Source organism: Nocardioides sp., from assembly GCF_031397825.1.
GTDB lineage: Bacteria > Actinomycetota > Actinomycetes > Propionibacteriales > Nocardioidaceae > Nocardioides.
The window spans coordinates 1-24,496 of sequence record NZ_JANNML010000026.1 but is presented as its reverse complement, the minus strand read 5'-3'; the positions used below and the strand labels follow the sequence as shown (position 1 = coordinate 24,496).

Below are 24,496 nucleotides of genomic sequence, written 5' to 3'. Positions count from 1 at the left end.
GACAGCACGACCGATGCGAGCCGCGATCGTGCCTGACGCGCCGTCACAGACCACTCCTGAGCAGTAGGTCCGGTGCTCGACCGATGAGGGACCAGTCTGGCAGGAAAGTCCAGTCCCTGCACGGGTTCTGAGGCGGAAGAGAGCACGCTGTTCACCAGTTGTTGACGTGCAGGTCCAGACCATTCGGATCCCCATACCGGCATACGTAACTCCGCCCGTGTCGGGTCGTTTCGCCGACAGTCACCCCACCCCACCCCACCCCACCCCACCCCACCCCACCGCCGCTCGGGCGCGCACCCCTCCCCCCCAGGAGTCCCCACGTGGCCGGTTCTGCGTCCCACCCCACCCGTCTTCGCTCCAGCCGCCTCGCCCGTTGGTACGGCGCCCTGCCGCGGCGCGGTCAGACCAGCGTCGAGGTCGTGAGCGTCCTTCTCGGCGCCCCGCTCGTCGGCTTCCTCGTCTACGCCCCGCTCGCGTTCCTCGCACCGCCCGTGCTCGAGGTCGTCTTCTGGGTGATCTGGGGATCGCTCGTCGCCACCGCGATCCTCATCGCCATGGAGTATGCGCGTGCCAACCGCTTCCCCGAGCCTCCACTGCCCGAGGCGCCCGGCGACGATCAGCTGCCGGCGCTAGCCACGGTGATCGCGGCCTACCTCCCCAACGAGGAGGCCACCTTGATGGACTCCCTGCGGGCGCACCTGGCCCTCGACTACCCCCACGACAAGCACCTCGTGGTGCTGGCCTACAACTCCCCGGTCTCCCTGCCCATCGAGGCGGACCTGGCCGACCTCGCCGCGGCCGACGGTCGCTTCGTGTCGCTCAAGGTGGCCGGTTCGACCTCCAAGGTGGAGAATCTCGAGGCGGCGCTCGCCCTTGTGGGTGACCGGGTCGAGGTCGTCGGGATCTTCGACGCCGACCACCACCCGCACCCGACTGCTGGCCGTCGGGTCCTGCAGTGGCTGGGCGACGGCGCCGGCGAGGAGCGTTTCGACGTCGTGCAGGGCCAGTGCATGATCCGCAACGTCGATGAGAGCGCGGTGACCCGCACGGTCGCCGCGGAGTTCGCGACCCTCTACGCCGTCGCGCACCCCGGACGCACGGTCGTCAACGACTTCGGCATCTTCGGTGGTAGCAACGGGTGGTGGCGGGCCTCGGTGATCACCAGGCTCGGGCTCGACAGGACCAGGCTCACCGAGGACATCGACGTCACGGCACGGGCCCTCGCCGCCGGCTACCGCCTGGGGACGGACCCCCGGATCATCTCCAGCGAGCTGGCCCCGGCCACCTGGTCGGCCCTGTGGCGTCAGCGGGTCCGCTGGTCGCAGGGTTGGCTCGAGGTCAGCCTGGCGCACCTGCCGCGGCTGATGGCCACGTCGCGGCTCAGCGCGGTGCAACGGCGCGGGGTCGCCCTGCTCTTCGGCTGGCGGATCCTGCACCCCTGGATCGCCACCCAGATGCTTCCGCTGGTCCTGGCCATGTCGCTGGTCCCGGGCCGCGACATCTCGTGGTTGCTGCTCTTCTTCCTGGTGTCGAGCATCGGCGTCAACGGGATCCCGATCCTCCAGGCGATCGCCGGTCATCGGCTCGCGCCTCCCGGCATCGCAGGCCGGACGGGTCTCTTCACCCGCTTCGCCCTGATCAGCCTGGTGTTCTACGCCGAGTACCGTGCGGTCGCCAACCGAGGTGCCGTGGTGCGTCACCTGCTCGGCGCCAGCACGTGGGACGTCACGGCCCGCACCGGCGCGCGGAGCCCCGGCGCCCCCGCCGAGCGTCGTACGACGGGCAGCCGACTGGCCGGCGCGCAGGTCGCGGCCCTGGAGGCCTCGTGATCGCCGCAGCCGGCCGGCCTCAGCGCAACCACCACGGGTTCGGTCGGGCGTCGGCGCGCCCCGGTGGCCGCTCGTCCTTCAAGGTGCGCGGGGTCGAGGGCTGGCGTGGTGTGGCCTGCCTCCTCGTCGTCGGCTACCACGTCTGGCAGAACATGGACGTGCGGGGCGACGGCATCGGTCCCACGGGCGGCTCGACCGATGTCCTGGTCGCGGTCCTCAGCCTGGACCTGGTCGTCGACCTGTTCTTCGTCCTCTCCGGACTCCTGCTCTTCCTGCCGTTCGCGCACGCCGCCCTCGACGACTCGCGCAGCGTCCCGGCCCGACGTGAGTTCCTCTGGCGCCGCGTGGTGCGACTCTTCCCGCCTTACCTGGTGGTGGTCGCGATCGCCTGGTCGTCGCGCAACTTCGGGGTCGAGACCGCGCAGTGGGTCGACCTGCTCGAGCACCTGTTCCTGCTGCAGTCCTTTGACTCCGAGCGCATCTTCTACACGGTCGGTCCGGCCTGGACGCTGTCGATCGAGTGGGTCTTCTACCTCTCCCTGGCCGTCCTCGGGCCTCTCGTCGTGCGCGAGGTGCGACGGGTCCCGGACCGGTCGGTCCGGGCTCGCCGGCTGCTGCTGATGTTCGCCCTCGTGGCACTCGTCTCGGTTCTCTACAAGCTCAACGTCGAGCTGGTCTGGCAGACGCCGGTCACCGACTGGGCGTGGCGCTTCGGCCCCGCGGCCAAGGCCGACGACTTCGCGATCGGCATGGCGCTCGCCGTGGTCATGGTCTGGATGGACGGCAGGCACGTCCCCGTGGTGCCGAGCGCTGTGCTCGCCCTCGCCGGGGGCTACCTGTTGTGGACGGCCCGCGCCGACGTGACGGACTCGGACTCCCTGCTGGTGATGCTGCGTCACCCGGTGGCCGCTCTGGGGTGGGCCCTGGTCCTCTTCGCGGTGATGAGCTGCGCGAGCGAACGACCCGCACGCTGGGTCGACAACCGGCTCTTCGTCCGGCTCAGCATCGTGGCGTACACGACCTACCTGGTGCACGAGCCCGTCCTGCTCGCCTTGATGAGTGCGGGCCTGTTCCGCACCGACGTGGACTGGATCCTCGTCAACCTCGTGACGGTCACGGCCGGCACGCTCGTCGCGGCGTGGGTGCTGCACCGCGTCGTCGAGGAGCCATGGGTGGACCTGGCTGCGCTCCAGGCCCGCGGGGGAGGGCGTCGTGATCTCTACGCGCACCTCGCGGCTCCCCTCACCGCTCGGGCCCCACGGTCGCCGATGCCCGGTGACCCATCGACCCTGCGCGAGGACGCTCTGGTCGCGGCAGGTCACGACTCCCCGGTCGTGCTCGTGTCGGGGGAGCGGTCGTGATCGGCCGCGTCGCCGCCGCCGTGGTGGCCGCCGGCCTGGTCGCGGGCCTGGGCTACGGACCGGTCCTGCACTACCTGGAGCCGGCCGGGGCCGCCTCGATCCTGGACGTGCGCGTGGTGGACGACCCCTTCGCCGCGCCACGGCTCCCGGCCTGGCCACGCGGGGCCGTCGACTCCTCGCGTGGACTCGTCGACCTGCGGCTGACGGAGTCGGTCGAGCCGCCTGCGCTGCCGATCACCTTCGCTGACGCGCAGGAAGCCCTGGACGCGCCGGCGACGGTCACGGTCGTGGCCGAGCCCCGCAACCGTGCGATCCCCGGGGTGGGCGTGGAGCTGACGGCGAGCGACGTGGAGGACCTCGCCGCCCTGGACGAGCCCGGTCGCAGCGCCGTTGTGCGGATGCTCACCGCCGCGGACGGAGCCGCCCTGTCGGTCTTCGCCCTGGGGACGGGCACGGCGGGCCGCACGCTCCTCGTCGCCGGCGACTCGTCGGGGACGCGCCGCGCGCTGCTCGACGACTTCCCCGCCGAGGAGGACCTGCTGCGGGTGTGGGCCCAGCTGCGGCCGGACCTGTCGGTCCTGGTGCCCGAGGGTGCGACGCTCGACGACGACGGCGTCTACGGACCGGCTGCGACGACGGGCCTCCCCGTGCCGGCTGACCGGGCCCGCCGCGCGGAGCCGGGCACGCGTGCGTGGAGCCAGGTCGTCGACCAGGTCGTGCACGACGAGATCTTCGCCGCGCTCGACGCCGGCCGGCCCCCCGTGGCCTCGGCGCTCATGGCAGGGCGGTCGCCGGCGGGCCTGCTCGAGCTCGACGGCGGCGACAGCCGGCTGACGCCGCGGGGCACGGCGTACGCCGTCGCGGCGCGAGCCGTCCAGCCGGGGAGCCGGCTGATGGCGACCCGGGCCACCGGTGACCTCGGGGCACGGGCCCTCGCCCGGCCCGACGGTGGTGCCAGCGTGTTGGTGTGGAACCCGCGCGGTGCGCGCACGGTCACGCTGCAGCTGCCCGACGGCGACCGGTTCCTCCGCTTCGAGGTGGAGGTGGCGGCCCGGTCCCTCACGAGCGTGGTCCTGGGCGACCGATGAGGCTGGTCCACCTGCTCGTCGGCGCGCTCGTCCTGGGCGGCGGCGTCGCGTGTGGCTCCGGAGGGGACACGGTGGCAGACGACTCCTGTGCCGACCTGACGGTGATCGGGGCCCGCGGCTCGGGACAGGCGGTCGACGCCGCGGAGCCGCGCGGCTTCGGGCTGGAGGCGGGGCTGCTGGCGCAGGCTGTCGGGGAAGCGGCGTCGGTGGCCCCCTACGACTGGGACACGACATTCGCGGGTGTCGACTACCCGGCGGTCGACGTGCCCACGGCGCGCGCCGACCCGGCCGCCTTCGACGCCAGCGTGCGCGACGGGGCCCTCGCAGCGCTCGACCTCGCCACGGGCGCGGTCGCCACGTGCCCCGGCACCCGTCTGGTCGTCATCGGCAGCAGCCAGGGCGCGGTCGTGGCGCACGGCCTCGCGTCCTTGCTCGGCGCGCAGGAGCAGCAGGTCGTGCGTGAGCGGGTGCTGGGCATCGTGCTCCTCGGCGACCCCACCCGTGACCGCGGCGACGGCGACGTCGAGCACGCCGACCTGCGAGGAGTGTCGACCGACGACGGCTTCATCGCCACCGACGTCCTCGACGTCGCCGCATCGTTGCGTGGACGGGTGCTGTCGGTGTGCGTGCAGGGTGACTCGGTGTGTGCCTCACCCTCCGGAGCCACCTGGGCCGACCTGGTCATCACCCCCGAGCACAACGAGGCCTACGGCGAGGAGGTCCACCCGACCGTGCTCGGCTGGCTGGGCAGCAGGTCACCGCTGTCCTGACCGGGCCGCCTCTCCCTGCCTCACTCCAGGGTGTTGACCATGAACTGCGCGGCGTGGGTGACGTAGTCCCAGAACTTCTCGTCCTGCTCGGGGGTGAGCGCGACCTCGTCGAGGCCGGCACGGAAGTGCAGCAACCAGCGGTCCTTGGCCTCGGGGGTGACCGCGAAGGGAGCGTGCCGCATCCGCAGGCGGGGGTGGCCCCGGGTGTCGGAGTAGGCGGTGGGTCCGCCCCAGTACTGCACGAGGAAGAGCAAGAAGCGCTCCTCGGCCGGTGCGAGGTCCTCCTCGGGGTAGAGCGGGCGCAGCACCTCGTCGGTGGCGACACCCTCGTAGAACTTCGCGACGATACGTCGGAAGGTCTCGAAGCCGCCGATCTCGTCGTAGTAGGTGGTCACGGACCCATTGTGCTGGGCGCGCCCGGGAGGCTCGTCACCGGCGTGCGAGACTCGGCCGGCAGGGCGACCGACGGCGCCCGACACCCCCGATCACCAAGGAGCGAACGCACATGGCAACGACTCGCAAGGCCACGACTCACTGGGAAGGCAGCCTGTTCGAGGGCGCCGGCAAGGTCACGTTCGAGTCCTCCGGACTCGGCACGTACGACGTCTCCTGGCCCTCGCGTGCCGAGGAGGCGAACGGCAAGACCAGCCCCGAGGAGCTGATCGCCGCTGCCCACTCGTCCTGCTTCTCGATGGCGCTCAGCAACGGACTGGCCAAGGCCGGCACCGCGGCGACGTCGCTCGACACGACCGCCGACGTGGAGTTCACGCCCGGCACCGGCATCACCGGCATCAAGCTGACCGTCCGCGCGGTCGTCGACGGCATGAGCAACGACGACTTCGTCGCCGCCGCCGAGGCCGCCAAGACCGGCTGCCCCGTCAGCCAGGCGCTGACCGGCACCACGATCACGCTCGACGCAGCACTCGCCTGACCCCGGCACCCGCACCACTCAGGGCTGGTCGGCCCCGGCCGCGGCCGGGGCGGCCGGCTCCTGGCGGTTCCAGATGACCCGCTGCGGGAACGGGATCTCGATCCCCTCGTGGTCGAAGCGGGCCTTGATCCGCTGACGCATCTCGCGAGCCACGGCCCACTGCTCCATCGGCGCGGTCTTGAGCGTGACGCGGACGGTGACGCCGTCGATCCCCAGGCTCTCGACGCCCCAGACCTCCGGCTCCTCGATGACGAGGTTCTTGTAGTCCTCGTCCTCCCACAGGTCGTGGGCGACGTCCTGCAGCACCCGACGCACGCGGGCGAGGTCCTCGCCGTAGGACACGTTGATGTCGAGCACCGTGCGCGCCCAGTTCTGGCTCATGTTGCCGACGCGCAGGATCTCGCCGTTGGGGACGTACCAGACGGTGCCGTTGACGTCGCGGAGCCGCGTGATGCGCAGGCTCACCGCCTCGACGGTGCCGCTGGCCTCGCCCACGTCGACGACGTCACCGACGCCGTACTGGTCCTCGAGGATCATGAAGATGCCGGACAGGAAGTCCTTGACCAGCGACTGCGCGCCGAAGCCGAGCGCCAGCCCGATGATCCCGGCGCTGGCGATGATCGGGGCGATGTTGACGCCGATCTCGCTGAGGATCATGGTCCCGAAGATGGCGACCAGGACGCCGGTGATGATGCTCTTGAGCAGGCTCCCGATGGTCTTGGCCCGCTGGACGCGTCGGGTCGAGGTCACGGCGTCGTGGGTCATCGGCGCGTGCGGGCCTCGTCGCACCTTCGACAGGCGTCCCACGGCGTCCGGCAGCACCCCGGACTCGGCACGCTTCACCACGCGGTCGACGAGGCGGTGCAGCACCCAGCGCACGGCGAAGGCCAACAGCACGAGACCCACGAGCGCCATCGGCGCTCCGATCAGCACATCGGCCACCTGGGCGACCACCGAGTTGTCGGTGAGCCTCAGGGCCAGGTCGCAGACGGTCTCTCCGGTCTCGCACGGGTCGGTCGTCGCAGAAGGAAGCATGCGCCCATGCTTAGCATCTCTGGTCGGGGCTATCGAGCCGAGCCGATACCCTGGTCCCCGTGACCACGACGTTCTTCCACGCACTGCGCCGAACGGCGCTCGTCCTCGTGACGGGGCTCACCTCCGTGGGCCTCTCCCTGGCCCTCGCCTCACCCGCGAGCGCCGAGCCTTCGGAGGGATGGCCGGCGGCAGAACCCGTCGACATGCTCAGCGCGGTCCTGCTGCTGGCCGGTGTCCCGATCCTGCTCTTCGTCGCCATCGCGGGTGCCGTCTACGTGCCGGCCCTCGTGCGCGGCGAGCGGATCGCCCCGGGCGCCCCCCACGTCGAGAACCAGTGGCTCGGCGGCCCGCGCAAGAGCGCAAGCGAGCTCGCAGGCCCCGACACCGCCACGTCCGAGGCCGGTGGCGCCAGTGGCCGCTGGTGACCCCTTCAGCAGCGCGGAGAGGTTCGCGCTCGACGAGACGATCCGCAAGGCGGAGCAGCTGTGCCGTGCGGAGATCTCGGTGTTCGTCGGCACGTCGGGCAGTGAGCCGCGCGCCTTCGCGACGAGCCTGCACAACTCGTTGGTGGCACCCGCGCGCAGCATCCTGATCCTGGTGGACCCGACGGCTCGAGCCCTCGAGGTCGTCACCGGTGCCTACGTGCGCCGCACCCTCAGCGACCCCGAGGTCGAGCTCGCGATCCTCGCGATGCAGACCGACTTCGCTGCCGGCGACCTGGTCGGCGGCCTGCGGCGCGGGATCAGCTTCCTGGCCGAGCACGCCCGTCCGCCCGAGATGCTGCACGCCGGGGAATGACGTAGTGCTTCCCCGGCGTGCAGCAGCGTCAGGTCAGACCTCGGCGTCCTTCGCCTGAGCTGCCAGCGCGCGGGCGACGTCGGCACGTCCCTCGCGCACGTAGCGCTTGGCGGCCGGGTTGGCCGGTGAGGTCTCCAGCCACGCGTCAACGCGGCCCAGCAGGTCCTCGCTGGCGAGCTGGCGCGGGAAGATGAACTCCAGCGCCGTCGACGCCCGCGCGGTGCCGAGGTGCTCCCAGATGTCGTCAGCGGCGGACAGGTAGGTCTCGACGTAGGGCTCGAGGACCTCGTCCTGGCCGGCCCGCTGGAACGACATGATGATCGAGCGCTGCGTCTCGTTGGGCGTGTCGGTCCGGGTGATCGCCGCCTCCCAGGCGGTGGCCTTGGCCTCCGCGGTGGGCTGGGCGGCCCGGGCAGCAGCGGCGTGCTCCTGGCCGGAGATCGTGGCGTCGAGCGCCAGCTCCTCGGTGATCCGCTCCTCGCCGACGGCGCCCGCGGCGGCGAGCGCCGTCACGAGGACCCAGCGCAGGTCCTGATCGACGGCCAGGCCCTCGAAGGTCAGCGACCCGTCGAGCAGCGAGGTCAGGTCGGCGAGCGCGGCCTCGCTGTGGGCGATGCCCGCGAAGGACCGGGCGAAGGTCAGCTGCTGGTCGCTGCCGGGCTCGGCCGCGGCGAGCAGCTCGCGCAGGCCGCGCTCCCACGCAGCGGCCAGGGCCGACCGGTTGGCCTTGGCGGAGAAGTGGTTGACCGCCTGGGCGGCGTACGTCGGGATCCGGCTGACGCCCCACGGGTCGGTCTCGGCGCCGATGTTGCGCAGCACGAGGGCGACGAAGTCGGACGCACGCATCTCGGCATCACGGGTCATGTCCCATGCCGCACCCCAGACGAGGGCGCGGGCCAGCGAGTCGTCGAGGAGCGAGAGCCCGTCGACCACCGTGGCGAGCGAGCGCTCGTCGAGGCGGATCTTGGCGTAGGTGAGGTCGTTGTCGTTGAGCAGCAGCAGGTCGGCCTGCCGCTCGCCCGCGAGCTCGGGGATCGCGGTGAGCTCGCCCTCGACGTCGGTCTCGACATAACGACGACGGACCAGCCGGGTCTCGCCGGCCTCGTTGGCGACCGCGTCGTAGAGACCGATGCCGAGCCGGTGCCGGCGCAGGGTCGGCCAGTCGGGGTCGGCACCCTGTCGCACGGACACCGAGGTGTAGCGGCCGTCGTCGTCCATCTCGAAGACGGGGGAGAGCGTGTTGACGCCGGCGGTCTGGAGCCACTCCTGGGCCCAGCTGCCGAGCTCGCGGCCGGACGACTTCTCCAGCGCGGCGAGCAGGTCCTTGAACTCGGGGTTGCCGAAGGCGAAGTCCTTGAAGTACTGCTGGAGCCCGGCCTGGAAGTCCTCGAGGCCGACCCACGCGACGAGCTGCTTGAGCACCGAGGCGCCCTTGGCGTAGGTGATCATGTCGAAGTTGACCTCGACGGCCTGCAGGTCGTGGTTGTCCGCGGCGATCGGGTGCGTCGAGGGCAGCTGGTCCTGGCGGTAGCCGGTCTGCTTGCGGGCGTTGGCGAAGCCGGTCCACGCGTCGGTGTACTCGGTGGCCTCGACCTCGGCGTGGTAGCAGGCCCACTCCGCGAAGGACTCGTTGAGCCACAGGTCGTCCCACCACTTCATGGTCACGAGGTCGCCGAACCACATGTGCGCCATCTCGTGCAGGATCACCGAGCAGCGGAACTCGTAGAACGAGCGCGGCTGGCGGCTGCGAGGGAGGTACTCGTCGCGCAGCGTCACGCAGCCGGCGTTCTCCATCGCGCCCATGTTGTACTCCGGCACGTAGAGCTGGTCGTACTTGCCGAAGGGGTAGGGGTAGTCGAAGGCCTCCTCGAAGAAGGCGAAGCCCTGCTCGGTGATCGTCACGAGCTCCTCGACGTCCAGGTGCTCCACGAGCGACTGGCGGCAGTAGTGGCCGAGCGGGATCTCGCCGTGCTTGCCGGCGTAGACGTGCTGGACCTCGTGGTACTCACCGGCGACGAGGGCGGTGATGTAGGTCGACATCCTCTTGGTGGGCTCGAAGCGCCAGACACCGACCTCGCCGTTGACCTCGGGCTCGGGGGAGGGCGAGTTGGAGACGACCTTCCAGTGCGCGGGTGCGGTCACGTTGAAGGTGAAGACCGACTTGAGGTCGGGCTGCTCGAAGGTGGTGTAGACGCGGCGGGCGTCGGGGACCTCGAACTGGGAGTAGAGGTAGACGCGGCCGTCGACCGGGTCGACGAAGCGGTGCAGGCCCTCGCCGGTGTGGCTGTAGGGCAGCTCGGCGCGCACGCGCAGCTCGTTGTCGGCCTGGAGGTCGTCGAGGAGGATCCGCGAGTCGACGTAGGCGTCGACGACATTCAACGGGCTCCCGTTGAGGGTCACCTCGTGCAGCGTGGCGCCGACGAGGTCGGCAAAGGTGGAGGCCCCGGGCTGCGAGCACGTGAACCGGATCACGGTGGTGCTCTCGAAGACCTTGTCGGACACGGTGAGGTCGAGGTCGATGGTGTAGGACTCGACGGCCAGGAGGGCGGCGCGGGCGGCGGCCTCGTCCCTGGTCAGGTTGGTTCCAGGCATGCCCGCCATCATGGCAGCAGCCCTCGCAGGGTCACCAACCAGCGGGCGGACCCCCACCCCGGATGGTTGCCCTGGGGGCACGAGTGGGACGTGGGGCTGGTGTCACTCCCTGAGAAAATTGTCACGAAACGCCGCGCGTGGTGCTTGACACCTGTTTAATCTCCCTTCGTGACCCGAACTCGGCGGCTCGGCTGCACCCTGCTCCTCAGCGGGTTGATGCTGTCCCTGACCCCCTTCGTCGGGGTGGGCTCCGTCCAGGCCGAGGAGCAGGTCGACGAGCAGGGGGTCGAGGAGCAGGTCGACGGGCCGTCCCTGACCCGCTACGGCGCCGTCGAGCAGCGCTCGTCCGCCTACCTGTGCACCGGCTACGTCGCGTGCGCCGAGGCCGGCTACTCCCACTTCGGCTACCGCACCGCCGGCTCGCAGATGTACTGGCGGATGTACGCCGGCCACAACTGCACCAACTATGTCGCCTACCGGATGGTGCGCAGCGGCCTGCCGAATGAGCGCCCGTGGACCGGTGGTGGCAACGCCACGGAGTGGGGCGCCAAGAAGGCCGGCATCACTGACGCGGTCCCGACGGTCGGCTCCGTCGCCTGGTGGCGGGCCAACGCGCCCGGCACCGGCTCGAGCGGCCACGTGGCCTACGTCGAGGAGGTCGTGTCCAGCACGGTCATCGTGGTCTCGGAGGACAGCTGGGGAGGTGACTTCCACTGGCGCACGATCCGCAAGGCCGACGGCCGCTGGCCCTCGGGCTTCATCCACTTCAACGACCAGAGCGTCACCAACGTCGAGCCGCCCGTCGTCGAGGGCACGCCCCGCGTCGGCAGCCCGCTGGTCGCCAGCGCCGGCACCTGGAAGCCGGCCGGCTCCTACGCGTTCCAGTGGCTCGTGGACGGCGCCGCCATCTCGGGTGCCACCGCCGCGCGCTACGTCCCGACGCCGGCCCAGCGCGGGAAGCGCCTGACCGTGCAGGTCACGGCCACCAAGAAGGGCTACGCCGCGGCGACCGCGCGCAGCCCGGCCCCCGACGACGTGCGGGTCGGCGAGCAGACCAGCACCGCAGCCCCGGTGGTCTCCGGCGTGGCCGAGGTCGACGAGGTCCTCACCGTCAGTGCCGGTGGCTGGTCGCCCGAGCCCGGCTCCACGACCGTCCAGTGGTACGCCGACGGCGAGGCCATCGCGGGCGCCACCGGGTCGCAGCTGCGCCTGGCCCAGCCGCAGATCGACGCCCGGATCACTGCGGCCGTCACCTCGCGCACACCGGGCTACGCGCCCAAGAAGGCCGTCTCGGAGGCCACGGCCCCGGTCATCGCCGGCACCATCGCGATCATCCAGCCCTTCGCGCTGAGCGGCCTCGAGCGGTTCGGCCGGACGCTCACCGTCGTCCCGGGTGTCGTCGAGCCGTCCGACGCGACCGTCGCCTACACCTGGCTGCGCGACGGCGAGCCGATCGCCGGCGCCACGGGCCCGTCGTACGAGCTGAGGGGCGGGGACGTCGGCTCCCACGTCTCGGTGCGCCTCGACCTGAGCCGCTCCAGCTATCGCAGCACCTCCCAGGTCGTCCGGGGCGACTCGCCGGTGATGACCAAGCCGGTGCTGCACGTGAGGCCCGCGAGCACGCCGCGCCGTGCGGTCGTCATCGTGCGGGTCGCCGCACCCGGCATCGCCCGCCCGACCGGCACGGTCACCGTCTCGATCGGCGCCCGCAAGGTCACCGCGGACGTCGTTGCCGGCAAGGCGCGCCTGGTCCTCGACGGGCTCACGCCCGGCTGGAAGAAGGTGCGCGTCCTCTACTCCGGCAGCGGTGCCGCACTGCCGGCGGCCGGGTCCGAGCGGGTGTTCGTCAAGAAGCGGTAGGAGCAGGGGAAGAGGTTCGGGCCCCGAGGTGTTGGATCTGTTCATGACCACGACCCAAGCCGACTTCTGGTTCGACCCGCTGTGCCCCTTCGCCTGGATCACCTCACGCTGGATCCTCGAGGTCGAGCAGGTGCGCGACATCGACGTGACCTGGCACGTGATGAGCCTGGCCTACCTCAACAAGGACAAGGACATCTCCGACGAGTACCGCGAGATGCTGGAGCCGGCCTGGGGGCCGGTGCGCGTCTGCATCGCGGCCGAGCAGAAGCACGGACGTGACGTGCTGCTGCCGCTCTACACCGCGATGGGCACCCGCATCCACAACGGCGGCGAGAGGATCTCGCGCGAGATGATCGCCGCAGCCGTGGCCGACGCCGGGCTCGAGCCCGAGCTCGTCGGCGCGATGGACGACACGTCCCTCGACGAGGCCGTGGCGGCCTCGCACCACGAGGGGATGGACCAGGTCGGCGACGACGTCGGCACGCCGACGATCGCCTTCGAGGGCGCGGCCTTCTTCGGGCCGGTGCTCTCCTCCATCCCCCGCGGCGAGGAGGCCGGTCAGCTGTGGGACGGGTGCGTCGCGGTCGCGAAGTTCCCCCACTTCTACGAGCTCAAGCGCTCGCGGACGGGCGATCTCGACTTCAGCTAGGACCAAGGTCCCGAGTCTGTGAAGATTGTGGTGGGTTCTGGTGTCGCACCAGGACGGCAGGGCTAACCTCTCAGGTGCCGTGACTTGAGGGGTACCAGCGCCGGGGGGCAGGCTGGGCCAGGGGAGATTCCTGCGTCCTTCGACGCCTCGAGCCACCCCCGGCACCTCACGCCAGCAGGCTGAGAACTGGGGGGTTCACCAATGTTCGTTCGCGAACGCGCGCTCTCGCGCGCCCTGACCAAGCTCGTCGTCCTCGTCATCCTGGCGATCGCGACCGCGCTCCTACCGTCCGCGGCACTGGGACAGAGATCGGTGGCCTCGGCTCAGGCCGGCGCAGGCAGTGATCCGGGCGGCAACAACGGCACGGTGAAGATCGTGGAGGACGGGGACTTCGACTCGATCCCCAACAACGACCCCCACGTCGGGTGCACCTTCAGCGTCGAGTGGTACGGCTTCGACCAGGGAGCCGACATCATCTCGAAGGTCACCTTCGAGATGCAGGCGCCGACCGCGAGCGTCGGACTGACGGTCTCCGGGCCGCCGACCGTCTTCGTCGGTGGTGACCCGGCCACGGGTGCGGGCACGCCCACCGGCCTCGACGGGAGACAGTCCTACACGCTCAGCTTCGACGGCCCGGCCCACCCGATCCAGGGCTACCACCTCAAGCTCACCATCGAGACCCCGGGCTCCCAGGGCAGCGACAAGAAGCACAAGGTCTTCTGGGTCGAGGGCTGTGACCCCGTCCAGCCGCCGACCCCGGGCATCAGCCTCGAGAAGTCGGTCAGCGACAGCTTCGACGCCGGCTCGGACGGCCAGCTCGGCGAGACGCTGACCTACGCGTTCTCGGTCACCAACACCGGCAACGTCCCGCTGACCAACCTGGCGATCACCGATGCCAAGCTCGGCATGAGCAACGTCGCCTGCGTGGCCAACCTGGCCGTGGGGGAGACCAAGCCGTGCACGACGACGAAGTCGTACGTCGTGACGGCGGCCGACATCGCGCACGGATCGGTGCACAACGTGGCCACCGCGTCGGCCAAGCCGCCGACCGGGCCCAGCGTGACCGACGACGACGACGCGACGATCCCGACTCCGGCCAAGCCGGCGATCGTGGTCGCCAAGACCGTCGCGGACAGCAACGACGCCGACACGGTCGCCTCCCTCGGGGAGACCTTGACCTACACCTTCACGGTGACCAACACCGGCAACGTCCCGCTGACCGGCATCACCATCTCCGACCCCAGGCTCTCCATGAGCAACGTGCCCTGCGTGGCCAACCTGGCCGTCGGTGCGAGCCACACCTGCCCGACCAGGACCTACGTCGTCACCGCGGCGGACCTCGCGGCGGGCAAGGTCTACAACGTCGCGACCGCCCAGGGCACGCCGCCCGGCGGCGGTGACGTCATGGACGACGACGACGCGAACATCCCGACGCAGTCGACCACGCCGGCGATCGACATCGAGAAGTCCGTCACGGACGGCCCTGACGTCGACCAGGTCGGTGGGCTCGGGGAGACGCTGACCTACACGTTCGTGGTCACCAACACCGGCAACCTGCCGTTGACCGACGTGCGGGTCTCCGACGCCAAGCTCGGCATGTCCAACGTGCCGTGCGTGGCCAACCTGGCCGTCGGTGCGAGCTTCACCTGCCCGACCAGGACGTACGTCGTCATCGCCGGTGACATCGCCAACGGCTCGGTGCACAACACCGCGACCGCCGCCGGGACGCCACCCACGGGCGGGGACGTCACCGGGCACGACGACGCGACGATGCCGACACCAGGCGCACCCGCGATCCACCTGGAGAAGTCGGTCGCCGACAGTGGCGATGCGGACTCGCTCGCGGGGCCGGGTGAGGTGCTGACCTACACGTTCGTCGTCACCAATACCGGCAACGTGCCGTTGACCAACGTCGTGATCGACGACGTCAGGCTCGCCATGAGCAACGTCGCCTGCGTGGCCAGCCTGTCGGTGGGTGCCAGCGCGACCTGCCCTGTCAAGAGCTACACCACCACGTCGGAAGATGTTGCGGCTGGCTCGATCCACAACACCGCGACGACCACCGGCACGCCGCCGTCGGGTCCCGCTGTGAAGGACGACGACGACGCGACCATCGCCACGGCCAGCGCGATGGCACGGATCTTCCTGGACAAGCAGGTCCTCGACAGCTCCGACGCCGACGCCGTCGGGTCGCTGGGCGAGGTGCTGACCTACACGTTCCACGTCACCAACACCGGCAACGTGGACCTGACCGACGTCACCATCAGCGACCCGATGTTCGGACTGACCAACGCCCCCTGCGCCGCCTACCTCGCCGCGGGAGCCACCACCGGCTGTCCGCTCCTGCCGGGGCAGTCGCACACGGTGACCCAGAGCGACGTGGACCACGGGTCGGTCGACAACACGGCCACCACGAGCGGCACGCCGCCCACCGGCCCCCAGGTCACCGACGACGACACGGCGAACGTGCCGGTCGCCGGCGGGGACCCCGACGACGTCGACCTGGTGGTCGGCAAGTCCTCGGACGTCACCATCGCCGGACCGGGTGACGCCGTCACCTACACGATCAACGTCCGCAACCAGGGCGACGGCGACGCGCACGACGTGGTTGTCACCGACACCCTGCCGCACGGCACGACGTACGTCTCCTCGTCCGCCCCGTGCACGCACTCTGCGGGCACGGTCACCTGCGCCCTCGGCACCATCGAGGCCGGCGACGACCGGAGCGTGACCATCACGGTCAAGGTCAACGCCATCACCGGAGGGGGTGGCAGCACCAGCCACCAGCACCAGCTGGACTACACCAAGGTGGAGTCGCACATCTCGTCGTTCTCCGGCGTGACCACGGGCACGACGCAGTGCCCGAGCGGGTACGTCGCGACCGACGGCTCGGTGCGACTGGACCACGTCGACCAGGGGACGGGCGGCTTCGAGGACGTCGAGGTCCTCACCAGTGCCGTGACCTCGGACGGGACGGGCTGGACCGGGACCATCCGGAACAACACCACCGGCCAGGTACAGGCCAAGGTCGAGGTCGTGTGCGCGAGCGAGCGGACCGTCTCCGGCGAGGACCACAGCCACCCGCTGGTCATCACCGGCCCCTCGGCCTCGACCCAGGCGTTCGGCCCCGGCCGCCACGTCGTCGACCTCACCTGCGCGGCCGGGTCCTACCCGATCCAGCCCAGCTATGTGCTGAGCGCCGGTACCGCCGTCGTGGGTAGCCGTGGCACCGGGTCGGCGTGGCAGTTCATCGTCGATGTGGACACCTCGGCGACCGGCACGTTCAGCATCCGCTGCCTCTCCTCGGCACTGGGCAGCGCGTCCGGCCACAGCCACGACCTGGTGTTCACCGCGCTGTCCGACACCGTCACGGTGCCGGCCGGTCAGACGGTGGAGAAGAGGCTGACCTGTCCCGACGGCTACAAGGGCATCGTGGCCTGGGCCGACATCGACCCAGGTCTGGTGTCGCTGGGCAACGACCCGCAGCCGATCACCCGGGTGTTCACGTTCCACAACCCGACCGGTGGCTCTCTCAGTGCACGCTTCGGCCTGCTCTGCGTGGCGATCCGGACCCAGGGGGCGGACGACCCGGGCGATGGGCAGGTCACCAACACCGCGTCGGCGGCGACGAGCAGTCATGACGTCGACACCGGCAACAACAGCGACTCCGCCACGGTCACGGTCAACCCGACGGGAGTCACCGTGACGCCTCGGGCGACGGTCGGTTCCAACGCCGGTAGGACCACGGTCCAGCTCGCTCTGGCGACGGGCGCGAAGCGCTCGGTCACCTTGAGGCTGTTGACCGCAGGCAAGGTCGCCGGTCTGAGGTCCGGTGCCGTCCTGGCCCAGGGCAGGGCCACCCTGGAGGCCGGCTCGGAATCGGTCCGCCTGGTCGCCAAGGGCGCCGCAGCCAAGGCACTGAGGAGCGGGAGGATCGGCAAGGCCACCCTGGTCATCCTCAGCAGGGGACAACGGGAGGTCATGGTGATCAAGCTTCGCTAGCGGCCGACCGGAGAGTCGACTGGAGGGGCTGGTGTGGCGCAGGATGGCATGTCATGCGGATCTCGGACATCGCCACACTCGTCACATCAGTCGCTCTGACCACCGTGTTGCTGGTGAGCCCGGCGCCGGTCGCCGGTGCCGCTTCGGCGGCTCCTGCGGCCGGCCCTGCCGTCGCTGCCCGGCCGGTCCTCCGGCTCCAGGTCGACCCAGGGGCGACGGTGCGGTCCCTGGAGGTCCTGGCCGCGGAGGCCCGCGCGCCGCGCGCCACGTCGTCGTACTCGATGGTGGGGCTGACGTGGCGCGGCACCGACCCGACGCTGCGCGTGCGCTCGCGCGGGCCCGAGGGGTGGCGGCCCTGGCGCGAGGCCGAGGTCCTGGCCGACGGTGCCGCCGGTGAGGGCACTCCGGGGCTCCGCGCGACCGAGCTGCTGTGGATGGACCGCTCCGACGGCGTCCAGGTCGACGTGGACGGCTCCGGTCACCGGGGTCTCCGACTGGTGCTGATCGACCCGGGCGTCCGCGCCGAGGACCGCGCGGCAGCGACACCCTCGTCGGGCACGACGCAGCGCGTCGCTCCGGCCTCGGGCCGGGCGCCGCAACCCGAGCTGATCAGCCGCCAGCGCTGGGGCGCCGACCCGTCGTGGCGCAACGGGAAGCCGCGCTACAACGCAGGCATCCGGCAGGTCGTGGTGCACCACACGGCGTCGGGCAACGACTACACGCGCGCCGACGTGCCGGGGATCCTGCGTGGGATGTACCGCTACCACACGCAGTCGTTGGGCTGGTTCGACCTCGGCTACAACTTCGTCGTCGACCGCTTCGGTCGGGCCTGGGTCGGCCGCTCGGGCGGGGTGGGCCGACCTGTCCGTGGGGCGCACGCGCTGGGCTTCAACCACGCCTCGGTCGGCATCTCGGTGATCGGCAACTTCGAGGCCGCCAAGCCCACGAATGCCGCCGTGACGATGGTCGTGCGCCTCGCGGCGTGGAAGCTCGACCGCTACGGGCACGACGCGCGTGGTGGCGTGACCGTCCGCTCCGAGGGCAGCGACCGCTATGCCGCCGGTCGCCAGGTGCGGCTGCCGGTGATCTCGGGCCACCGCGCCACGAACGAGACCGCGTGCGCGGGAGAGAGGCTCCAGGCCCGGCTGCCCGACGTACGCACCCGGGCGCAGGCCCGGATCGAGCGCTCCTGAGGGCGCGACCCTAGGATCACCCGCATGACCCATGTCCTGTCCGCCGTCGCCTGGCCGTACGCAAACGGCCCACGCCACATCGGCCACGTGGCCGGTTTCGGTGTGCCCTCCGACGTCTTCAGCCGCTACATGCGGATGGCGGGCCACGACGTCCTCATGGTCTCGGGCACCGACGAGCACGGCACGCCGATCCTGGTCGCCGCCGACAAGGAGGGAGTGCCGGCCAAGGACCTCGCCGACAAGAACAACGCGGTCATCGTGCAGGACCTCGTCGACCTCGGGCTGTCCTACGACCTCTTCACCCGCACGACGACGGGCAACCACTACCTCGTGGTGCAGGAGATGTTCGAGACGGTCCACCGCAACGGCTATATGGTCGAGCAGACGACCTTCGGGGCGATCAGCCCGTCGACCGGCCGCACCCTGCCCGACCGCTACATCGAGGGCACCTGCCCGATCTGCGGCTACACCGAGGCCCGCGGCGACCAGTGCGACAACTGCGGCAACCAGCTCGACCCGACCGACCTCAAGGACCCGCGCTCCAAGATCAACGGGGAGACGCCGGAGTTCATCGAGACCCAGCACTTCTTCCTCGACCTGCCGGCCCTGGCCGACGCGCTCAAGGAGTGGCTCGACGAGCGCGAGGCGACCGGGCTGTGGCGCCCCAACGTCATCAAGTTCTCCCAGAACATCCTCAAGGAGATCCGCCCCCGCGCGATGACGCGCGACATCGACTGGGGCATCCCGATCCCGCTCGACGGGTGGCGCGAGCAGGGCACCAAGCGGCTCTACGTCTGGTTCGACGCGGTCATCGGCTACCTCTCCGCCTCCATCGAGTGGGCCCGCCGCTCCGGCGACCCCGAGGCCTGGCGCCAGTGGTGGAACGACCCGGAGTCGTTGTCCTACTACTTCATGGGCAAGGACAACATCGTCTTCCACAGCCAGATCTGGCCCGCTGAGCTGCTGGCCTACGACGGCCGCGGCGAGCGCGGCGGCCAGCCGGGACCCTACGGGGACCTGCGGCTGCCGACCGAGGTCGTCTCCTCGGAGTTCATGACGATGGAGTCCAAGCAGTTCTCCACCAGTCGTGGCCACGTGATCCTGGTCGGCGACATGCTGTCGCGCTACCAGCCGGACGCCCTGCGCTACTTCATCTCCGCCGCCGGGCCGGAGACCTCCGACTCGGACTTCACGTGGGCGGAGTTCGTCACGCGCACCAACTCCGAGCTCGTCGCCGGCTGGGGCAACCTGGTCAACCGCACCGCCACGATGATTGCCAAGAGCTTCGGGGAGATCCCGGCAGCCGGTCCGCTCGAGGCGGTCGACGAGGCCGTCCTGGCCGCCGTGCGCGGTGGCTTCGACACGGTCGGCGACCTCATCGGCCGGCACCGCCAGCGCAACGCCATCGCGGAGGCCATGCGCGTCGTCGGCGAGGTCAACAAGTACCTCACCGTCACCGAGCCGTACAAGATGAAGGACGAGTCGCAGCGCGAGCGCCTCGGCACCGTCCTCCACGTCGCCGCCCAGTGCGTCCTCGACTGCAACACGCTGCTCGCGCCGTTCCTCCCGCACTCCTCCAACAAGGTGTGGGCGACCTACGGCGGTGAGGGCGAGTTCATGCCGATGCCCCACATCGAGCACGTCGAGGACCTCGACCCCGGTCACGGCGCCGGCCTGCACGTCTACCCGATCATCACCGGTGATTACACCGCCACGCCGACCTGGGCGTCACGCCCGGTCGTCGTGGGCTTGCCGATGGAGAAGCCGAGCCCGATCTTCACCAAGCTCGACCCCGCGGTGATCGACGAGGAGCTCGCCCGCTTCGCGGGCTGAGCAACGCCGAGTCGGCGCAATGTTGCACGTAGCCGTGCAACATCGCGCCGACTCGGCCACTCGGGTGCAACATCGCGCCGACTCGGCCTGTGCTGGGGGAGCGGTCAGACGCCCATCGGGTGCCAGACCGTCTTCGTCTCGACGAAGGCGGTCATGGCGTCCAGGCCGGGGTCGGCCGACCAGTCGGGCTCGGCGGCCGGGGCCCGGCGTACGCGCTTGAGGTTGTCGGCGGCGGCCACCTCGAGCGACGTGGCGAGCTCGGTGTCGCCGGCGATGCCGACGAGCTCGATCGCGTTGACGTCCATGTGGGAGGCCAACCAGGGTGCGATCGTGGCCGCCGAGCCGGTGAGGATGTTGACGACCCCGCCAGGGACGTCGGAGGTCGCGAGCACCTCGGCGAACGTGACGGCGGGCAGCGGGCGGTCGTAGGAGGAGACGACGACGACCGTGTTGCCGGTGACGATGACCGGCGCGATCGCGCTCACCAGGCCGAGCAGCGACGACTCCTGCGGCGCCAGCACGGCGACGACGCCGGTCGGCTCGGGGGTCGACAGGTTGAAGAACGGGCCGGCGACCGGGTTGGCGTTGCCGATGACCTGGGTGAGCTTGTCGGCCCACCCGGCATACCAGACCAGGCGGTCGATCGCGTCGTCGAGCGCCTTCTCCGCGCGGGCGGCGGTGAGGCCCTCGGACTGGCGCAGCGCCTGGACGAACTGGGGTCGCCGGTCCTCCATGAGCTCGGCGATCCGGTAGAGGATCTGCGCGCGGTTGTAGGCCGTCCTGCCGGACCAGCCGCCGAATGCCTTGCGGGCGGCGACGACGGCGTCACGGGCGTCCTTGCGGGAGGCGAGGGCGGCGTTGGCCACGAAGGCCCCCTTCGTGTCGTGGACGACGTAGGAGTAGCCCGACTCGGAGCGCGGGAAAGCGCCGCCGATGAAGAGCTTGTAGGTCTTGCGGACATCGATGCGCGACATCACTCGCCACCCTTCAGGTAGGCCTCGAGGCCGTGACGGCCGCCCTCGCGGCCGTAGCCGGACTCCTTGAACCCGCCGAAGGGGCTCGTGGGGTCGAACTTGTTGAACGTGTTGGCCCACACGACGCCGGCGCGCAGCGCGCCCGCCATGTGCAGGATCCGGGAGCCCTTGTCGGTCCAGACCCCCGCCGAGAGGCCGTACGGCGTGTTGTTGGCCTTGTCGACCGCCTCGCTGGGCGTGCGGAACGTGAGGACCGACAGCACGGGGCCGAAGACCTCGTCACGAGCGATGCGGTGGGCCTGCGTGACCCCGGTGAACAGCGTCGGGGGGAACCAGAAGCCCGTCGTGGGCAGCTCGCACTGGGGCGACCAGCGACCCGCGCCCTCGGCCTCGCCGATGTCGGACAGCTCGCGGATGCGGGCCAGCTGCTCGGCGGAGTTGATCGCGCCGATGTCGGTGTTCTTGTCGAGCGGGTCGCCCACGCGCAGCGTCGACATGCGGCGCTTGAGCTTGGTGAGCAGCTCGTCGGCGATCGACTCCTGCACGAGCAGGCGTGATCCGGCGCAGCAGACGTGGCCCTGGTTGAAGAAGATGCCGTCGACGATGCCCTCGACGGCCTGGTCGAGCGGGGCGTCGTCGAAGACGATGTTGGCGGCCTTGCCGCCGAGCTCGAGGGTCACCCTCTTGCCCGTGCCGGCCACCGCGCGGGCGATGGCCTTGCCGACCTCGGTGGAGCCGGTGAAGGCGACCTTGTCGACGTCGGCGTGGCCCACGAGGGCCTGGCCCGTCGCGCCGGCGCCGGTGACGATGTTGACGACGCCCGGAGGCAGATCGGCCTGCTGGCAGATCTCGGCGAAGAGCAGGGCCGTCAGTGGCGTGGTCTCGGCCGGCTTGAGGACGACCGTGTTGCCGCAGGCCAGGGCGGGCGCGATCTTCCACGCCAGCATCAGCAGCGGGAAGTTCCACGGGATGACCTGGGCGGCGACGCCGAGCGAGCGCGTGCCGTAGCCGGAGTGCTCGAGCTTGTCGGCCCAGCCCGCGTAGTAGAAGAAGTGAGCGGCGACGACCGGGATGTCGACGTCGCGCGACTCCTTGATCGGCTTGCCGTTGTCGATCGTCTCGAGCACGGCGAGCTCGCGGCCGCGCTCCTGGATGATCCGGGCGATGCGGTAGAGGTACTTGGCGCGCTCCTTGCCGGGCATCCGCGACCAGACCCGGGTGTGGGCGCGGCGAGCGGCCCTGACCGCGGCGTCGACGTCGGCGTCGGACGCCTCGGCGACCTCCGCGAGGACCTCCTCGGTAGCCGGGTTGATCGTCTTGAAGGACGTGCCGGAGCCGTCGACGAACTCACCGTTGACGAACAGGCCGTAGGAGGCCTTGATGTCGACGATGCTGCGCGACTCGAGGGCGGGGGCGTAGTCGAAGGTCATCAGGATCAGTCCACCGTGAAGTAGTCGGGACCGGAGTAGCGTCCGGTCGTCATCTTGGTGCGCTGCATCAACAGCTCGTTGAGCAGCGTCGAGGCGCCGAAGCGGAACCAGTCGGGGTCGAGCCAGTCGGGGCCGGCGACCTCGTTGACCGTCACGAGGTACTTGATGGCGTCCTTGGCGGTGCGGATGCCTCCGGCCGGCTTGACGCCGACCATCTGGCCGGTGGCCTCGCGGAAGTCACGCACGGCCTCGAGCATGATCATCGTCACCGGCAGGGTCGCTGCCGGCTGGACCTTGCCCGTGGAGGTCTTGATGAAGTGGCCGCCGGCCATCATCGCCAGCCACGAGACGCGTCGTACGTTGTCGTAGGTCTGGAGCTCACCGGTCTCGAAGATCACCTTGAGGTGCGCCGGCCCGCATGCTTCCTTGACCGCGACGATCTCGTCGAAGACCTGGAGGTAGTGGCCCGAGAGGAAGGCGCCACGGTCGATGACCATGTCGATCTCGTCGGCGCCGGCCTCGACCGCGTCGCGGGTGTCGGCCAGCTTGATGTCGAGGGCGGCGCGACCGCTGGGGAAGGCCGTGGCGACGGCGGCGACGTTGACGCCGCTGTCGCCGAGGACCTCCTTGGCCACGCCCACCATGTCGGGGTAGACGCAGACCGCGGCGGTGGCCGGGCAGGTCGGGTCGGCAGGGTCGGGGCGCATCGCCTTGGCGGCCAGCGCGCGGACCTTGCCGTGGGTGTCCTGACCCTCGAGGGTCGTCAGGTCGACCATGCGGATCGCGAGGTCCAGCGCGTAGGCCTTGGCGGTGGTCTTGATGGAGCGCGTGCCCAGCGAAGCGGCGCGGGACTCGGCGCCGACCTGGTCGACTCCGGGGAGTCCGTGCAGGAAGCGACGGAGCGAGTCGTTCGAGCGGGTGACGTCCGAGAAGTCCCACGCCTGGCCCCGGGCGGGCGCAGCGGAAGGGGTTGAAGGCATCCCCCCAGCATAGGGTTGACCGGCAGACTGGCGACAAACGACGAAGGGCGCCCCGGGGGGCGCCGACGAGGCAGGAGCGACGGTGACCGAGGAACAGCCCGAGCGGTTCACGCCCACGAGCGGACGGGTCATGGGGGTCATCGGTGTCGCGCTGGCCGTCCTCGTGGTCGGCATCGGTCTGGTGGACCGTGAGGCAGGGGTCGCCGACTGGGTGATCGCTGCCGCGACCGCCGGCGGCGTGCTGGTCTGGGCGGCGCTGCTGCGCCCCCGCATCTCGCTGGTCGGTGAGGACCTCGAGCTGCGCAACATGACCGAGACGGTCACCATCCCGCTGGCCGCGATCGAGGAGCTGGCGGTGCGCCAGCTGCTCGCCGTCCGCGTGGGGGACAAGCGCTTCCTGTCGCCCGCGCTGGGCAAGTCCCGGCGTCAGCTCGTCCGTGCCGGCACCGTCGGCGGGGGGATCGGCGGGGGGATCGGCGGGGCGGTCGGCAAGCTGCGCAGCACGCCGTCCGACGCCCGCACGACCGTCAACTACCCCGACTTCGTCGAGGAGCGCATTCGCCAGCGGATGGACGACGCGCGGTCCCTGCGCGGGGTCCGGCCGGGCTCCGCCGAGCAGGTCGCCCTCGCCTCCGAGGTACGACGGCAGCCGGCGTGGGCGGAGATCGTCGCGCTGGGTGCGTCGTCGCTCGCCGTCGTGGTGACGGCCGTCCTCTGAGGAAGGCCCTTCTCCGCAGCAGGCCGCCGCATGAACCGCGCTCCCGGACTCCTCGTCTCGCTCCGCCGACGCCGATGTGGTGTGGAGGCGGGCGGTCGCGTGCACGCGACGCCGTCGATGGTGGCCATCGACACCTATCCGGCCCGCTTGCATCGAACGGCGGATTCACCTTTGACGACCGCGCGATCGAGGTGTGATGGCGCCGCTCGTTGGTGACCGTGGAAGCGCGCTCATCGCGGCAGAGGCGGACGGATCTCGACATTGCGGTCGATCGCACGTACCAGGCACGTGCGATCCACCGCACCGTTGAGGGCTGTGCTCTGCAGTGTCACTCAGAATGCCCGGCACCCGCCGCACCGGCATCACCGCCCGATACGCGGCTGAAGCGTTCGGGTCGCGGCGGCCTCTCGGGTCGTGTGCCGGAGAGCGCGCTGCGCCGCTGCGAGCGACACA

At 70.7% G+C, this 24,496-nt stretch carries 19 protein-coding genes; 13 read left to right on the top strand and 6 right to left on the bottom strand.

Annotation, left to right across the window (positions count from 1 at the left end; all coding sequences use genetic code 11):
• Positions 1–320 precede the first annotated feature (320 nt).
• Genes RMN98_RS01665 through RMN98_RS01650 form a run of 4 tightly spaced genes read left to right on the top strand, consistent with a single transcriptional unit; the run spans position 321 to position 5,048 of the window.
• Positions 321–1,829 carry a glycosyltransferase family 2 protein gene (locus tag RMN98_RS01665; protein WP_309647066.1) on the top strand — a complete coding sequence of 503 codons (1,509 nt, stop codon included), beginning with the start codon at positions 321–323 and terminating at the stop codon, positions 1,827–1,829.
• Entirely contained in the window at positions 1,826–3,190 is a 1,365-nt protein-coding gene (locus RMN98_RS01660) for an acyltransferase (RefSeq protein WP_309647065.1), read from the top strand. Before RMN98_RS01665 ends, RMN98_RS01660 begins: the two co-directional genes overlap by 4 nt.
• The gene (locus tag RMN98_RS01655) at positions 3,187–4,278 is read left to right on the top strand and encodes a hypothetical protein (RefSeq protein ID WP_309647064.1); all 1,092 of its coding nucleotides are present in this window, start codon (positions 3,187–3,189) and stop codon (positions 4,276–4,278) included. The genes RMN98_RS01660 and RMN98_RS01655 overlap by 4 nt, the downstream gene beginning before the upstream one ends.
• Positions 4,275–5,048 carry a cutinase family protein gene (locus tag RMN98_RS01650; RefSeq protein WP_309647063.1) on the top strand — a complete coding sequence of 258 codons (774 nt, stop codon included), beginning with the start codon at positions 4,275–4,277 and terminating at the stop codon, positions 5,046–5,048. The genes RMN98_RS01655 and RMN98_RS01650 overlap by 4 nt, the downstream gene beginning before the upstream one ends.
• A 20-nt stretch (positions 5,049–5,068) precedes the next feature.
• On the opposite strand, the gene RMN98_RS01645 is transcribed toward RMN98_RS01650, so the two are convergent.
• Positions 5,069–5,443 carry a globin gene (locus tag RMN98_RS01645; protein ID WP_309647062.1) on the bottom strand — a complete coding sequence of 125 codons (375 nt, stop codon included), beginning with the start codon at positions 5,441–5,443 and terminating at the stop codon, positions 5,069–5,071.
• Between the two features lie 110 nt (positions 5,444–5,553).
• Here RMN98_RS01645 and RMN98_RS01640 point away from each other — a divergent pair, with 110 nt between their 5' ends.
• Positions 5,554–5,979, top strand: coding sequence for an OsmC family peroxiredoxin (locus tag RMN98_RS01640; protein WP_309647061.1), 426 nt, complete (start codon positions 5,554–5,556; stop codon positions 5,977–5,979).
• Between the two features lie 18 nt (positions 5,980–5,997).
• Here the strand turns inward: RMN98_RS01640 and RMN98_RS01635 are convergent, their stop codons facing one another.
• Positions 5,998–7,014 (bottom strand): mechanosensitive ion channel family protein, encoded by a 1,017-nt coding sequence (locus RMN98_RS01635; protein WP_309647060.1) that lies wholly within the window; start codon positions 7,012–7,014, stop codon positions 5,998–6,000.
• Between the two features lie 59 nt (positions 7,015–7,073).
• Between RMN98_RS01635 and RMN98_RS01630 the strand changes: the two genes are divergently transcribed.
• Together RMN98_RS01630 and RMN98_RS01625 are read left to right on the top strand one after the other, a co-directional pair.
• Complete coding sequence (locus RMN98_RS01630) at positions 7,074–7,439, top strand: hypothetical protein (RefSeq protein WP_309647059.1); 366 nt, start codon at positions 7,074–7,076, stop codon at positions 7,437–7,439.
• Positions 7,426–7,812, top strand: a complete 387-nt coding sequence (locus tag RMN98_RS01625) for a DUF5130 family protein (RefSeq protein WP_309647058.1) — start codon at positions 7,426–7,428, stop codon at positions 7,810–7,812. The genes RMN98_RS01630 and RMN98_RS01625 overlap by 14 nt, the downstream gene beginning before the upstream one ends.
• A 33-nt stretch (positions 7,813–7,845) precedes the next feature.
• Here the strand turns inward: RMN98_RS01625 and pepN are convergent, their stop codons facing one another.
• Positions 7,846–10,404, bottom strand: a complete 2,559-nt coding sequence (pepN, locus tag RMN98_RS01620) for an aminopeptidase N (RefSeq protein WP_309647057.1) — start codon at positions 10,402–10,404, stop codon at positions 7,846–7,848.
• 168 nt (positions 10,405–10,572) lie between these two features.
• On the opposite strand from pepN, the gene RMN98_RS01615 reads away from it, so the two are divergent.
• From RMN98_RS01615 to metG, 5 genes are all read left to right on the top strand, one after another.
• Positions 10,573–12,264, top strand: a complete 1,692-nt coding sequence (locus RMN98_RS01615; RefSeq protein ID WP_309647056.1) for a CHAP domain-containing protein — start codon at positions 10,573–10,575, stop codon at positions 12,262–12,264.
• 43 nt (positions 12,265–12,307) lie between these two features.
• Positions 12,308–12,913, top strand: a complete 606-nt coding sequence (locus RMN98_RS01610) for a disulfide bond formation protein DsbA (RefSeq protein WP_309647055.1) — start codon at positions 12,308–12,310, stop codon at positions 12,911–12,913.
• A gap of 201 nt (positions 12,914–13,114) precedes the next feature.
• Positions 13,115–16,915 (top strand): hypothetical protein, encoded by a 3,801-nt coding sequence (locus RMN98_RS01605; protein WP_309647054.1) that lies wholly within the window; start codon positions 13,115–13,117, stop codon positions 16,913–16,915.
• Between the two features lie 113 nt (positions 16,916–17,028).
• The gene (locus RMN98_RS01600) at positions 17,029–18,108 is read left to right on the top strand and encodes an N-acetylmuramoyl-L-alanine amidase (protein ID WP_309647053.1); all 1,080 of its coding nucleotides are present in this window, start codon (positions 17,029–17,031) and stop codon (positions 18,106–18,108) included.
• A 24-nt stretch (positions 18,109–18,132) separates the two neighbouring features.
• A complete protein-coding gene (metG, locus tag RMN98_RS01595; RefSeq protein ID WP_309647052.1) occupies positions 18,133–19,941 on the top strand; it encodes a methionine--tRNA ligase in 1,809 nt (602 codons plus the stop codon).
• Positions 19,942–20,045: 104 nt separating this feature from the next.
• Here metG and RMN98_RS01590 read toward each other — a convergent pair whose 3' ends face one another.
• Genes RMN98_RS01590 through deoC form a run of 3 tightly spaced genes read right to left on the bottom strand, consistent with a single transcriptional unit; the run spans position 20,046 to position 23,325 of the window.
• Positions 20,046–20,915 carry an aldehyde dehydrogenase family protein gene (locus RMN98_RS01590; RefSeq protein WP_309647051.1) on the bottom strand — a complete coding sequence of 290 codons (870 nt, stop codon included), beginning with the start codon at positions 20,913–20,915 and terminating at the stop codon, positions 20,046–20,048.
• Positions 20,915–22,345: an aldehyde dehydrogenase family protein gene (locus tag RMN98_RS01585; RefSeq protein ID WP_309647050.1), complete on the bottom strand. Its 1,431-nt coding sequence runs from the start codon at positions 22,343–22,345 to the stop codon at positions 20,915–20,917. Before RMN98_RS01585 ends, RMN98_RS01590 begins: the two co-directional genes overlap by 1 nt.
• 5 nt (positions 22,346–22,350) lie before the next feature.
• Positions 22,351–23,325 (bottom strand): deoxyribose-phosphate aldolase, encoded by a 975-nt coding sequence (deoC, locus tag RMN98_RS01580; protein WP_309647049.1) that lies wholly within the window; start codon positions 23,323–23,325, stop codon positions 22,351–22,353.
• 82 nt (positions 23,326–23,407) lie between these two features.
• On the opposite strand from deoC, the gene RMN98_RS01575 reads away from it, so the two are divergent.
• Positions 23,408–24,043, top strand: coding sequence for a hypothetical protein (locus RMN98_RS01575; RefSeq protein ID WP_309647048.1), 636 nt, complete (start codon positions 23,408–23,410; stop codon positions 24,041–24,043).
• Positions 24,044–24,496 lie beyond the last annotated feature (453 nt).